Below are 13,529 nucleotides of genomic sequence, written 5' to 3' on the forward strand. Positions count from 1 at the left end.
CATGCCAGCATTGGATTCACCGCACGTCTTCTTCCGCCGCGTCATCTTCGATGTCACCGATACCCAGTGCCAGGTGGCCATGGAAGATGAGCATCACTATTTTGTCCTGACCCTGGGGCATGATGGGCAGCGTATCACCTCGGTCGACAGCACCGCTCGCCGCACCCCCTGGACCCTGTGCCCCCAGGCCGCAGCCAGATTGCAGGAATTCGTCGGTCAGCCGCTGCGCCAGCGCATTGCGGTCAACCTGCCGGATATCGATGCCAAACAGCAGTGCACCCACCAGTACGACCTGCTCATGGTCGCCCTGGTCCAGGCGACCAGGCCCGGCTACCGCGAGTATGTCTCGCGGGTGGTGGGCGCCATGCATGAGTACCGCCACGCCGAACTCTGGCTGAATGACGAGAAGCTGCTCGACTGGCGGCTGCGCGGCACCGCCATCCACAGCAATGACCAGTTCGACCAGCAGGACCTGCGCAGCATCATGCCCTGGGCCGAGCAGACTCTGGACGACAGGCTGCTCGAAGCGCTCTATGTGCAGCGTCGCTCGGTCATGGTCGCCGCCAGCAAGGGCTTCAATCTGGACCTGATCAAGAATGCCGGGCAGGCCATGGTGGCCCGTGCCGGCGCCTGTTTCGTGTTCCAGCCCGAACGCGCGGAGCAGGCGGTCCGGGTGATCGGCAGTACCCGTCAGGACGTAACCGGCCCGGAAGATCTGCTGGTGGGCCTCGCCAGAAACTGAATCGCGGCCTGCCACCAGTCATTTAGCCGCGACCCGGGCGGCGAAAATCCGGATAATGGCCGGTCATTCTGTTCGCCCGCTCTGGTACCCGCATGGAAATCAAGGTCAACTTCCTCGACAACCTTCGTCTCGAGGCCAAATTCGACGACTTCACGGTCATTGCCGACCAGCCTATCCGTTACAAGGGCGACGGTTCGGCCCCCGGCCCGTTCGATTATTTCCTGGCCTCGTCGGCGCTCTGTGCGGCCTACTTCGTCAAACTGTACTGCAACACCCGGGGCATCCCGACCGAGAATATCCGTCTGTCGCAGAACAATATCGTCGACCCGGAAAACCGCTATCAGCAGACCTTCAAGATCCAGGTCGAGCTGCCCGAGGACATCTCCGAGAAGGACCGGCTCGGAATACTGCGCTCCATCGACCGCTGCACCGTGAAGAAGGTGGTGCAGACCGGGCCGGAATTTGTCATCGAGGTGGTGGAGAATCTGGATGCCGACGCCCAGGGGCTGCTGCTGGCACCCTCGCCGGACGCCCGCACCTGCATCCCCGGCAAGGATGTACCGCTGGAGCAGACCATCGCCACCCTGTCCGGTCTGGTGGCGGACATGGGCATGAAAATCGAGATCGCCTCCTGGCGCAATATCGTACCCAACGTCTGGTCCCTGCATCTGCGCGATTCGCACTCGCAGATGTGCTTCACCAACGGCAAGGGTGCAACCAAGGAAAGTGCCCTGGCCTCGGCGCTGGGTGAACTGCTCGAGCGGCTCAACTGCAACTTCTTCTACAACGACCAGTACTGGGGCCCGGAGCTGGCCAACGCCGAGTTCCTGCATTATCCGGAGGAGCGCTGGTTCCAGCCGGGGCCCAATGGCGAGCTGCCCGCGGAGATCCTCGACGACCACTGCCTGGCTATCTACAACCCGGAGGGTGAACTGCTCGGCACCCACCTCTACGACACCAACTCCGGGAACATCAAGCGTGGCATCTGCTCGATTCCCTACGTCCGCCAGTCCGATGACCGGGTGGTGTATTTCCCCACCAACCTGATCGAGAACCTGTATCTGAGCAACGGCATGGCCGCTGGTAATACTTTGGCCGAGGCCCAGGTGCAGTGCCTGTCAGAGATCTTCGAGCGGGCGGTGAAGAAGGAGATCATCGAAGGGGAGCTGGCACTGCCCGATGTGCCGATGACGGTGCTGGAGAAGTACCCGGGCATCCTGGCCGGCATCCGCGCGCTGGAAGAGCAGGGCTTCCCGGTGCTGGTCAAGGATGCCTCGCTGGGCGGGCAATTCCCGGTGATGTGCGTGACCCTGATGAACCCGCGCACCGGCGGCGTATTCGCCTCCTTCGGTGCCCATCCCAACTTCGAGGTAGCGCTGGAGCGCAGCCTTACTGAACTGCTTCAGGGACGCAGCTTCGAAGGGCTGAATGACTTGGCCAAGCCGACCTTCGAAAGTCATGCAGTGACCGAGCCGAACAACTATGTGGAGCATTTCATCGACTCCAGCGGCGTGATTTCCTGGCGCTTCTTCAGCGCCCGGGCCGATCACGAGTTCGTCGAGTGGGACTTCACCGATGCCGGACGCAGCAGCAATGCCGAGATGGCAGAGCGGCTGTTCGGCATCCTTGCCGAAATGGGCCATGAGGTCTACATGGCGGTGTTCCGTCACCTGGGCGCCATCGCCTGCCGCATCCTGGTGCCGGGCTACTCCGAGGTTTATCCGATGGATGATCTCATCTGGGACAACACCAACAAGGCGCTGCATTTTCGTGAGGATATCCTCAACCTGCACCGGCTGGACGATGACCAGCTGCACAGCCTGGTGGAGCGTCTGGAAGAAAGCGAGCTGGATCACTACGGCGACATCATCACGCTGATAGGCGTCGAGTTCGACGAGAACACCGTGTGGGGGCAACTGACTATCCTTGAGCTGAAGTTGCTGATCCACCTCGCGCTGGGCAATCTGGAGCCGGCTCTGGAACTGGTCGAGGAGTTTCTCCAGTACAACGACAATACCGTCGAGCGCGGGTTGTTCTATCAGGCCATGGCCGCCGTGCTGGAGGTGGCGCTGGACGACGAGCTGGAGCTGGACGACTTCGAGCCCAACTTCCGCCGCATGTTCGGTGACGAGCGCATGGATGCGGTGATCGGCTCGGTACAGGGCAGCGTCCGCTTCCATGGACTGACGCCCACCAGCATGAACCTGGAAGGCGTGGACCGGCATCAGCGCATGATCGACAGTCTGAAAAAACTGCACGCGGCCCGGGCTCGGTACGCGGCGAATCTGGCGGCAGGAGCATGACCCAATGGCATTGATCGGACGGATGAACACCCTGGAGGTGCTCAAGCACACGGACTTCGGCCTCTATCTGGATGGCGGCATGGAAGGGGAGATCCTCCTGCCCCGGCGCTACATCCCGAGGGACACGCCGAGCGAGGTGGGCGACTGGCTCAATGTGTTCGTCTACTTCGACAGCGACGACCGGCTGATCGCCACCACCCTCAAACCCAAGGTCATGGTCGGCGGCTTCGCCAGCCTCAAGGTGGTGGATATCAACCGCACCGGCCTGTTCCTCGACTGGGGCCTGCCCAAGGACCTGCTGCTGCCGCACTCCGAAGAAAAGCGCCCGCTGCAGGTAGGCGACTACTGCGTGGTTCACGTCTATCTGGACAAGCACAGCAAGCGGCTGGTGGCCACCGCCCGGCTGGACCGCTACCTGGACCAGAAGCCGGCCCGCTACAAGGTCGGGGAAGAGGTGGATCTGCTGATTGCCGAGGTCACCGATCTGGGTTTCAAGGCCATCATCAACAACGCCCACTGGGGACTGATTCACAAGAACGAAGCCTTCAAGTTCCTGCGCCGGGGCATGCGCGAGAAGGGCTATATCCGCGAGATCCGCCCCGACGGCAAGATCAACCTCAGCCTGCAGCCGGTCGGTCGCCATGCCGCCAGCGCCCTGGAGCAGCAGATTATCGATCGCCTGCGCGAACAGGGCGGCAAGCTGGCGCTGAGCGACAAGAGCCCGCCGCAACTCATCACCGCCGAGTTCGGCGTCAGCAAGGCCAACTTCAAGAAGGCCATCGGCGGCCTGTACAAGCAGGGTCTGATCCGCATCCACCCGGATCATATCGAACTGGCCGACTGAGCCCGCTATGGGAAGGACGAGCACCAGCTCGTCCTGTCTGTCACAGCCATCCATCCGGCACCTCCGCTCCGGGATTGACCAGACATTATCCAGTGAATAAGCTGTATACCTATACAGTAATTCGGTGTCTGTCATGCGCGGCCCAGCTTTCCCATCCTCCATTCCAACCGGCTCCGAACCGGAGCGGCAGCCATGAGCGCCGTGGTGTCCCTGGACGCCCTGCTGCAGCAGCGGCGGGTGTGGAAGGGCGGTGCGGATATTGCCGTGGCGCCGGCCCAGCCCACCGGGCATGCGCAACTGGATGCCGTGCTGCCCGGCGGCGGCTGGCCCGAAGCGGCCCTGAGCGAACTGCTGCTGGCCCACCCCGGCAGTGGCGAACTGCAGCTGCTGTGGCCGACCCTGGCCCGCCTGACCCGGGCGCGGGAACGGGTAGTGCTGGTGGCGCCGCCCTTCATTCCCTTTGCGCCGGCCTGGTTGCAGGCAGGGGTCGATCTGCGCTGGCTGGTACTGGTTCAGGCCAGCGAGAAGGAAGCCCTGTGGGCGGCAGAGCAGTGCCTGCGCTCCGGCAGTTGCGCCGCCGTACTGTGCTGGCCCGAGCGGATCAATGACCGCGGCCTGCGCCGCCTGCAACTGGCTGCTGCCACCGGCGAGTCCCTGGGGTTTGCCTGCCGTTCCTTGCGCGAGGCGGACAACCCGTCCCCCGCCGCCCTGCGTCTGGCGCTGGATGCCTGGCCGCGGCAGGTCCGGGTGCTCAAGAGTCGAGGTGCCATGCCGGCAGCCCGCCCCCTGGCGCTGGGTTAGCCGCCATGCGCTGGGCCTGCATACTGCTGACCCGGCTGGCCCTGGATGGGGTGCAGCGCGGGCGGGATGACGCCGATGCGCCCCTGGTGCTGGTATCCGGGCATGTGCCGCGTCGCCTGATCCGGGCAGTCAATGCCCAGGCCAGGGCCCTGGGCCTGCGGCCGGGCATGAGCCTGACCGCCGCCCAGACCCTGGTCACCGACTTTGCCGTGGCCGAATACGATGAACAGCAGATCAGCCACTGGCAGCACTTTCTCGCCGCCTGGGCCTACCGCTACAGCTCCCATGTCAGTCTGGATTATCCCCATGCACTGCTGCTGGAGGTCGAATCCAGCCTGGGGCTGTTCGGCCCCTGGCCGCGCTTCGAGCAGCGCCTGCGGGAGGATCTGACCGGGCTGGGCTTTCAGCACCGCATAGTGCTGGCCCCCAACCCCGCCGCCGCCCGGGCGCTGACCAATGTGCACGACGGGCTGGCGGTCATGGACAGCCTGGCCCTGCGCGAACATATCCAGCGCCTGCCGATCCAGCGCAGCGGCCTGGATGCCCAGAGCGTGGCCACACTGTCGCGCATGGGGCTCAAGCAGCTGGGGCAGATACTCCGCCTGCCACGGGATACCCTGGCCCGACGCTTCCCCGCCGAGGTGCTGGCCCATCTCGACCGGCTGCTCGGCGTGCTGCCGGTGGCGCTGGGCAGTTACCAGCCGGCGGACGAGTTTGCTGCCCGCATCGAATTCAACTTCGAGGTCGACTCCCACCAGGCCTTGCTGTTTCCCATCCGCCGCCTGTTGCTGGACCTGCAGGCCTTCCTGGCCGGGCGGGACTGCAGCGTGCAGCGCTTCGAGCTGACCCTTGAACACCGGGATCACGAACCGACCTGTCTGCCCATCGGCCTGCTCAGTGCCGAGCGCGATGCCCAGCAGCTGTTCGAGGTCACCCGCAGCCGGCTGGAGCAACTGCAGCTTCCCGAACCCGTGCTGGCGGTAAGGCTGCGCGCCAGTGACCTGCCGGCTTTCACTCCCAAACCGGTCTCGCTGCTGGAGGAACGGCCACCGCCGGTTCAGCCCTGGGATCAGCTGCGTGAACGACTCCGGGCACGCCTGGGCGACGAGGCCATCCACGGTCTGGTCGCAGTGGCCGATCACAGGCCCGAATGTGCCTGGCGGCGCGACACCGAGGGTGCCGGCATGCCGCCCGTACAGCTCGGCAAGCGCCCCGGCTGGCTGCTGGCAGAATCCGAGCCCCTGAACGAGCTGATGCCGGAGATCCTCGCCGGACCGGAGCGCATCGAGTCCGGCTGGTGGGACGGGGCAGACCGCCGTCGCGACTACTATGTGGTGCGCACCCGGGACGGACGTCTGGCCTGGGTCTGGCAGGCGGTGGACGGGCAGGGCCCCTGGATGCTGCACGGGTGGTTCGCATGACAGTCGACTACGCCGAACTGCATTGCCTGAGCAACTTCAGCTTCCAGCGGGGCGCCTCCAGCGCCGACGAGCTCTTTGCCCGTGCCAGACAGCACGGCTATCAGGCCCTGGCCATTACCGACGAGTGCACCCTGGCGGGCATAGTTCGCGCCTGGGAGGCATCCAAGGCGCATGGCATCCCCCTGATTGTCGGCAGCGAAATGCGGGTAGAGTCCGGCCCCAGGCTGGTCCTGCTGGCCGAGGACAAGACCGGCTACCAGCGCCTGTGCCAGCTGATCACCAATGCCCGCCGCCGCACCGAGAAGGGCAGCTATCAACTGCTCAGGGACGATCTGGAAACCGACACCAGCGGCCTGCTGGCGCTCTGGCTGCCCGAGCCGGAGCCGGACCCGCAGCACGGCGAATGGCTCAAAACCCGCTTTGACCAGCGGCTGTGGCTGGCGGTCGAGCTGCACCGCGGCCCGGACGATGCGCAAAGACTGGAGCAACTGCTCGGGCTGGCACGGCAGCTGGAGATCCCCGCCGTGGCCAGCGGCGATGTGCACATGCACGCCCGGGGCCGGCGGGCCCTGCAGGACACCCTGACCGCCATCCGCCATCACTGCACGCTGGAAGAGGCCGGCCACCGGCTGTTCCCCAATGGCGAACGTCACCTGCGTCCGCTGCAGCAGCTGGCCCAGATTTATCCCCCAGCATTGCTTCAGGCCACAGTGGAGATTGCCAGGCGCTGCCGCTTCGATCTGGGCGATCTGAAATACCAGTACCCCAGGGAGCTGGTGCCCGCCGACCACACCCCGTCCAGCTGGTTGCGCCACCTCACCGAGGAAGGCATCGCCTGGCGCTGGCCCCGGGGCATCTCCAGCGAACTGCGCGCCCAGCTCGACAAGGAGCTGACCCTGATCAGCGAACTGGAATACGAAAGCTACTTCCTCACCGTGCACGACATCGTCCGCTTCGCCCGGGGGCAGGGCATCCTCTGCCAGGGCCGTGGCTCGGCTGCCAACTCGGCGGTGTGCTTTGCCCTGGGCATCACCGAGATCGACCCGGCCCGCTCCAACCTGCTGTTCGAACGCTTCCTGTCCCGCGAGCGCAACGAACCGCCGGACATCGACGTGGACTTCGAGCATGAGCGCCGGGAAGAGGTCATCCAGTACATCTTCAACCGTTATGGCCGCCGCCGCGCGGCACTGGCCGCGGTGGTCAGCAGCTACCACGCCGCCGGTGCCATCCGCGATGTCGGCAAGGCCCTCGGTCTGCCGCCGGATCAGGTGGATGCCCTGGCCCGCTGCTGCAACCGCTGGAGCGACCGCATCCCCGATGCCCAGCGCCTGCGCGAGGCCGGGTTCGACCCGGACAGCCCCGTACTGCACCGGGTCCTGACCCTGTGCGGGCAGCTGATCGGCTTCCCCCGGCACCTGTCCCAGCACCCCGGCGGCTTCGTCATCTCCGAGCAGCCGCTGGATACCCTGGTGCCGGTGGAAAACGCCGCCATGGAAGACCGCACCGTCATCCAGTGGGACAAGGACGATCTGGATGCGGTCGGCCTGCTCAAGGTGGATGTGCTGGCGCTGGGCATGCTCACCGCGCTGCGCCGCTGCTTCGATCTGGTCCGCCATTACCGCGGCCGGGAACTGACCCTGGCCGCCATCCCCGCCGGGGATGAGCCGACCTACAGCATGATCAGCCAGGCCGACACCATAGGCGTATTCCAGATCGAATCCCGGGCGCAGATGAGCATGCTGCCCAGGCTGCGACCCAGACGGTTCTACGATCTGGTGATCGAAGTGGCCATCGTCCGCCCCGGCCCGATCCAGGGCGACATGGTGCACCCCTACCTGCGCCGCCGAAACGGCGAAGAGGAGGTCAGCTATCCATCCCCCGCGCTGAAAAAAGTGCTGGAGCGTACCCTCGGCGTCCCCCTGTTTCAGGAACAGGTCATGGAAATTGCCATAGTCGCCGCCGGCTACAGCGCCGGGGAAGCCGACCAGCTGCGCCGCTCCATGGCCGCCTGGAAACGCAAGGGCGGGCTGGAGCCGCACCGGGACAAACTCACCCAAGGCATGCTCGAGCGCGGCTATACCAAGGAATTTGCCGAACGCCTGTTCGAGCAGATCAAGGGCTTTGGCGACTACGGCTTCCCCGAATCCCACGCCGCCAGCTTCGCCCTGCTTACCTACGCCAGCAGCTGGCTCAAATGCCACGAACCGGCCGCCTTCGCCTGCGCCCTGATCAACAGCTGGCCCATGGGCTTCTACAGCCCCGATCAGATCCTGCAGGACGCCCGCCGCCACGGCATCGAAACCTGGCCGGTAGACGTGCGCTACAGCGACTGGGACTGCACCCTGGAGCACGACCGCAAGGGCGAATACGGCATCCGCCTCGGCCTGCGCATGATCCGCGGCTTCCGCGAGGACGATGCCCACCGGCTGGTTGCAACCAGACAACGGCAGGGCTTCACATCGGTAGAGGAGCTGGCCCTGCGCAGCCAACTTAACCGCAGAGCCATGGAGCTGCTCGCCGACGCCGGCGCCCTGCGCGGCCTCGCCGGCCACCGCCACCAGGCCCGCTGGGCCGTCGCCGGCGTACAGGAACCACTGCCCCTGTTTACCGACGCACCAGCCCAGGCAGAGCAGGGCGTAGCCCTGCCACTGCCCAGCGTCGGCGAAAACCTCATGGCCGACTACGCCCTGGTCGGCACCACCATGGGCCCACACCCCCTGCGCCTGCTGCGCAGCCAGCTCACGGCCAGGGGCTGCCGCAGCTCCAAACAGCTCAAGCAGATGAACGACAACACCCACGTCAAGGTCGCCGGCCTGGTCACCGGCCGCCAACGCCCCGGCACCGCCAGCGGCGTCACCTTCGTCACCCTCGAAGACGAACACGGCATGATCAACGTCGTCGTCTGGCGCACACTAGCCGAGCGCCAGAGAAAGGAACTGGTGCACTCACAGTTATTGCAGGTACAGGGCAAGCTCGAACACAAGGAAGGCATCCGCCACCTGATCGCCCGCAGACTGACCGACCTCACTCCCATGCTGCAGGGGCTGGATACCAGAAGCCGGGATTTCCACTGATACCCAACCGGCCCCAACTGGTAGCCATGCGCCATACTTTTCGACTATGGTTGGGTCAGGCAAAGGACTGCGGTTATCCCCGCCCAGCGGCAAGGACAGCCATCAGTCTCTCCGAATTTTGATAAACCACCCAGGCCATGCCCGCCGGAAAGGGTAGGGCGGTAGCGTGCCTGGGGAGCGGATTTATCCAGTAGTAATGGATTGTGAAAAGACGCAGTCAAGCGAATACGGGTAAAGTTGGCGTTGCGTTCGTAATCTATTGATTTTTATAGATTTTATGGCGGTCATGGTTCTGGCTGAACCGGAGTTATACCGCAGTCACTGTTATGTATTAGTGCCGCATGCGGTCTAATCACTGTTAAGCATCTCATCGAAATTGGAGTTCTAAATGAGCGAAGATAAGTCAATCGAAGAAGTTGAATACGAACAAAGGCTTCGCCGACGTTTGAAGATTCTTCAAGAGCAATTTAAAGAAGGGAAGATAAGAATTGCTGAAGGGCTTGATGTGGAGAAGAGCCTTCTTGCTGTTCGCACCGGTCCAGATGGTGAGGTAGATCTAGATACTGTAGACGGTCTTGTAAGATCTATGGCTCTAGCAGTCACCGCCATGCATGATCGTGAGGAGCTAAAAAAGGAAGCTTCATTGAGTGAAATACAAAATATGTATTTTAAATTCATTGAAGACAACTTTGGAAAATTTTTTAAACTCATGAATCAAAGAGGAATGACTCCTCATGATGCAGGAATGGCAGCACAAAATAGCGAAGGTTCGATAAAAGAAATAACTGAAAATCTAGATAAATTTCTTGAGGTGATAGATCAGTTTTGGGAAGGCGTTGGCGAAATCGCACACATCCATGTCGAAGATATGCATCACAACGTAAAGGGTATTTTTGGCGGTGACCTTTTCCCTTCGCATGATGAAAATATCGCGTCTAAGTGTGGTATTTATACCGATACAATTGTTCTTCCAGATCCTTTCTTAAGATCTAAGATAATTTTCGAACATTATAGTCTCGCGGATAAAGCCTACTACTTCATGAAGCATGCAATGAATATCCTGCAATACAAGGAGCTGGCGTGTGCAGATGTAGAATATCCGATTGTTGTTATATTGCCTGATATGGGCGTCTTGCAAGAAGGCGAACGTGAGTTTTTCCATCGTTTAGGAAGAGAGGACTCGTTAGTTCACGCGGGTAAATTGTTTGGTCGAGATTTTGAGTCTTTCGAAGAGCTAATGGACTTTTGTGGTTCATTGGACTCAATTGAAAGAACCGTCGCTGAAATATCTGACGGTAGTAGAGTCTTATTCGACACCGATTGGGATGAAGATATTGGAGACCAAATAGAAAAGGCAATGAAAAGTGAGCATATGCAGCCTTTTGGTCAAATTACTCCCGGAGTGGTGTTAGCGAGTCAAGCTCTTGGTCGCATGTCTGTAAGCAACGAAATGCTTGTTAAAGCAAGGCGCTTAAATGGCACTCCCATAATAGATGCTCCGACATCCTGGCAGTACCTCGTATGGAAGATGGAATACGATGCTGAAAGAGCCGAGTCAGAATTAAAATCTCAAGACCTTCATGTCGTTAAAGGCCTTAGTGACCTTTCAACAGGTGAGATGCAGTGGATTGGAAACATCCCTCCAGAAGCACTAATTGAAATACGAAAAGAAGGCGCTATGGAAGAGATTAGAGGAATTTTAGGTAAAGGAGTAAATGATCTAATTGAAGTCAATCCTGCCAATTTTCATCGCAGTCGAGACCAGATTTTCGACAATATAAATTTAGCATTTAGCCAGCACCAAAAAAATCTAGATGATCTCAGTAGTAAAAAATGGAAATTTGCAGGTAAAGACATAGGTTCATGGTTAGTTGTTGGTTCACTTGAAGTGGCCGCCGCAGTCACTGGAACTCCTGTTTGGGGTATGGCTACAATAGCAGCAGATCAAATGTTTGATGTGCCTAAATTAAAAGACATTCCAAAATCAATTAGAGATCTCGCAGAAGAAAACAAAAAAGTGAAGAAATCACCAGTAGGTCTTCTTTTCGATATTCATAAAAAAAATGCTTAACAAGGCGCTGCTGCCGGACAAATTTTCCGCTGCGCTCTAAATTTGCCGCAGAGCGCGGCGTTATACCCAAAATTAACTTGGAAGTCCTAAATGGATGTAGAGCTATTTGAGAAAGTAAAACAGGGAGAGCTATCTAGTACGGATGAGTTCCAAGTCCGAGCTATACGACGAGGAACCGACGACTCAGCAAGGTACAAAACTTATTGTTCTCTGCTAGACATGATATCAGAAGGGTATATTGAGGGAGCAAAGAGCGCTGATGGTTGTTTGGGGCCAAACTATAGTGACTTGAAAGTCACAAAGTCGGGATTGGAGGTCTACAAATTCTGGACGACACCAATCAGCCAGATCGGGAAGCCAACACTTTGGGAAGTATGCAGGAACGGCGTGCTTAGCGCTTTTGCTGGAAAGTTGGTTTGGTGGCTCGTCGCGAGCGTTGTTTTGATACTGATACCAACATTCAGTGAGACTGCAAGAGAGTATTTAAGGTTTTTCCTGAATTGGGTGCTGGCTCTACTCTCATGAAGGGTATAACAATCGCAGGCACGGCGACGGCTTTTTCGTTGCGGCTGCGCCTCCACTACAAAGCCGCGCATGCTGCGGGCGTTAGACAAGCAAGCCCATCAAATAAGTAAAGTATAATGAGTGATTCACAAAACGGATATTAAGAAATCGCAGCCGTTATTCTTGGTGCTATCCACGAGCAAGAAATTGATTTGGAAAGGCTCAATAATCGCTGTCATTCCATAATACTCGGTAACGAGGGGAATGTTGGTAGCTCGGTACAAAATAAGGAAAAGATGTTGGAAGCCATCAATAAGGCCGTTTTTGAGAAGGGAACTAGGTAATGAAAAATATTTACAAAACAGCTTTTTTGGTTATTTCAGTTATAGGTTGTACTACTGAAATATTTGCTAATGACAAATACAGCTCACGAATTCGATCATACGCGTTGAGTCCGTATACTCAGCAGGGATACCCCGACACAATTGCACAGTTCGGCTCCAGGCTGACCGAAATTGAATCTTTTAGACGAAGAACTGCTGAGATGGCTCTCGAGAGCGGCAAGTGTGACACCGTAGAGTTCGTGGAGCTTAGTGCCGAAAGTACGTTGAGCAGGTTAAAGTTCTGGGCAGACTGTACGAATGGTCAGAGGATCTACCTCACTGAAGAAGAAATAGAAAAGAATACCAAGGTTCTCACGCAAGAGGAAAAGTCCTGGGATCAATCGTCCGCAATGAGGGCTTGCCGGGAAGCGATCAAAGATAGAGCGTTAATTCCGAGTGAGGTTGATATCCATAATTTATTGGGCATTAGCTTTTACAAGGCGCCGCTAACGCATAATGTGGTCTTGAAAATGAATTTCGATGCTAAAAACGCTTTCGGAACAGAAATTCCATACACGGCTACGTGCCATTTTGAGCCAGGAAAGGTAGGAACTATTGACATTGAGAGGAGAAGGTAAGGCCACATAAGCCAATGTTGGCCGACACAGCAAGCATCGGCCTTGAAAAACAGGCCTCAAAACGCTTGCTGTGCGGCAGATTGGGGCGTTAGGAACCCCCATTTTTCAGAGGAAAAACCATGAAGCAACAAATATCAAACATTGTGATCGCAGTCATAATATCTGGCACAGCGCTTTACGGGCTAGGCGCATTTGAAAAAAAAGAAATGACATACGCTACAGTGCACTTTGATGGCGGATTCAAAAAAATCGGCGAAATTGCAGAGCAGAGAGCATTCTCAAAAGTAAAGGTAACCATGGGCGAGAGCGAAATCTATTCTGGAGACATCGCCACTGTCACATCAGAAATAAAGCAAGCCCTAGCCGGTGAAGAAAATCCAAATGATATGGTTTGGAAAGACGGAGTAAATATAAAAGGGAATGTTGGTGTTTCATGGATTGGCAGCGAGAGCCGCTTTGAACTGACAACCGATACCATAGATCTCACTTCTACCGAAAAAGCGCCCCTTAAGCCCCTAGATATAGTAGTTGCTCTGGAGACAATGGATTCCACGGTAAAGGCCAGGCATCAAGAATATGCAGAAGAAGCTTTATCATTTAGCGAAAATCCTGAGAGCGCTTTCCTGCTATCGAGAATATTAGCCGCGCTACGTTAATAGATCATCACTAAGACAATTGCTCCAAGTCGCTCGTTCGGAATGGACTGGAGTCGAGTCCTTAATCAAGCGTTAAGGGTGCTTAAGAGAGGGAAAATTTGATTCATAATTGCTCTTCTTGCTCGCTAGCTAACCCTAGGTGATCCATCGTT

At 58.4% G+C, this 13,529-nt stretch carries 9 protein-coding genes; all 9 read left to right on the forward strand.

From position 1 onward, the window contains the following. Positions 1-10: 10 nt before the first annotated feature. The 9 genes from IEW63_RS01715 to IEW63_RS01755 all read left to right on the forward strand — a co-directional run bounded on the left by IEW63_RS01715 (position 11) and on the right by IEW63_RS01755 (position 13,377). Positions 11-742: a DUF2889 domain-containing protein gene (locus IEW63_RS01715; RefSeq protein WP_229710277.1), complete on the forward strand. Its 732-nt coding sequence runs from the start codon at positions 11-13 to the stop codon at positions 740-742. Between the two features lie 92 nt (positions 743-834). Next, the gene (locus tag IEW63_RS01720; RefSeq protein ID WP_188634865.1) at positions 835-3,045 is read left to right on the forward strand and encodes an OsmC domain/YcaO domain-containing protein; all 2,211 of its coding nucleotides are present in this window, start codon (positions 835-837) and stop codon (positions 3,043-3,045) included. 4 nt (positions 3,046-3,049) lie between these two features. Beyond that, positions 3,050-3,889, forward strand: a complete 840-nt coding sequence (locus tag IEW63_RS01725) for a CvfB family protein (RefSeq protein WP_090536320.1) — start codon at positions 3,050-3,052, stop codon at positions 3,887-3,889. A 192-nt stretch (positions 3,890-4,081) separates the two neighbouring features. Then, complete coding sequence (imuA, locus tag IEW63_RS01730) at positions 4,082-4,690, forward strand: translesion DNA synthesis-associated protein ImuA (protein ID WP_188634866.1); 609 nt, start codon at positions 4,082-4,084, stop codon at positions 4,688-4,690. 5 nt (positions 4,691-4,695) lie between these two features. Next, positions 4,696-6,111 carry a Y-family DNA polymerase gene (locus IEW63_RS01735; RefSeq protein WP_188634867.1) on the forward strand — a complete coding sequence of 472 codons (1,416 nt, stop codon included), beginning with the start codon at positions 4,696-4,698 and terminating at the stop codon, positions 6,109-6,111. Further along, positions 6,108-9,185, forward strand: coding sequence for an error-prone DNA polymerase (locus IEW63_RS01740; protein ID WP_188634868.1), 3,078 nt, complete (start codon positions 6,108-6,110; stop codon positions 9,183-9,185). The genes IEW63_RS01735 and IEW63_RS01740 overlap by 4 nt, the downstream gene beginning before the upstream one ends. A 388-nt stretch (positions 9,186-9,573) precedes the next feature. Continuing rightward, entirely contained in the window at positions 9,574-11,256 is a 1,683-nt protein-coding gene (locus tag IEW63_RS01745) for a hypothetical protein (RefSeq protein WP_188634869.1), read from the forward strand. A gap of 847 nt (positions 11,257-12,103) precedes the next feature. Continuing rightward, a complete protein-coding gene (locus IEW63_RS01750) occupies positions 12,104-12,721 on the forward strand; it encodes a hypothetical protein (RefSeq protein ID WP_188634870.1) in 618 nt (205 codons plus the stop codon). A 119-nt stretch (positions 12,722-12,840) separates the two neighbouring features. Further along, entirely contained in the window at positions 12,841-13,377 is a 537-nt protein-coding gene (locus IEW63_RS01755; RefSeq protein ID WP_188634871.1) for a hypothetical protein, read from the forward strand. Positions 13,378-13,529: the final 152 nt, after the last annotated feature.

This window comes from Halopseudomonas pertucinogena (assembly GCF_014646575.1).
Taxonomy (GTDB): domain Bacteria; phylum Pseudomonadota; class Gammaproteobacteria; order Pseudomonadales; family Pseudomonadaceae; genus Halopseudomonas; species Halopseudomonas pertucinogena.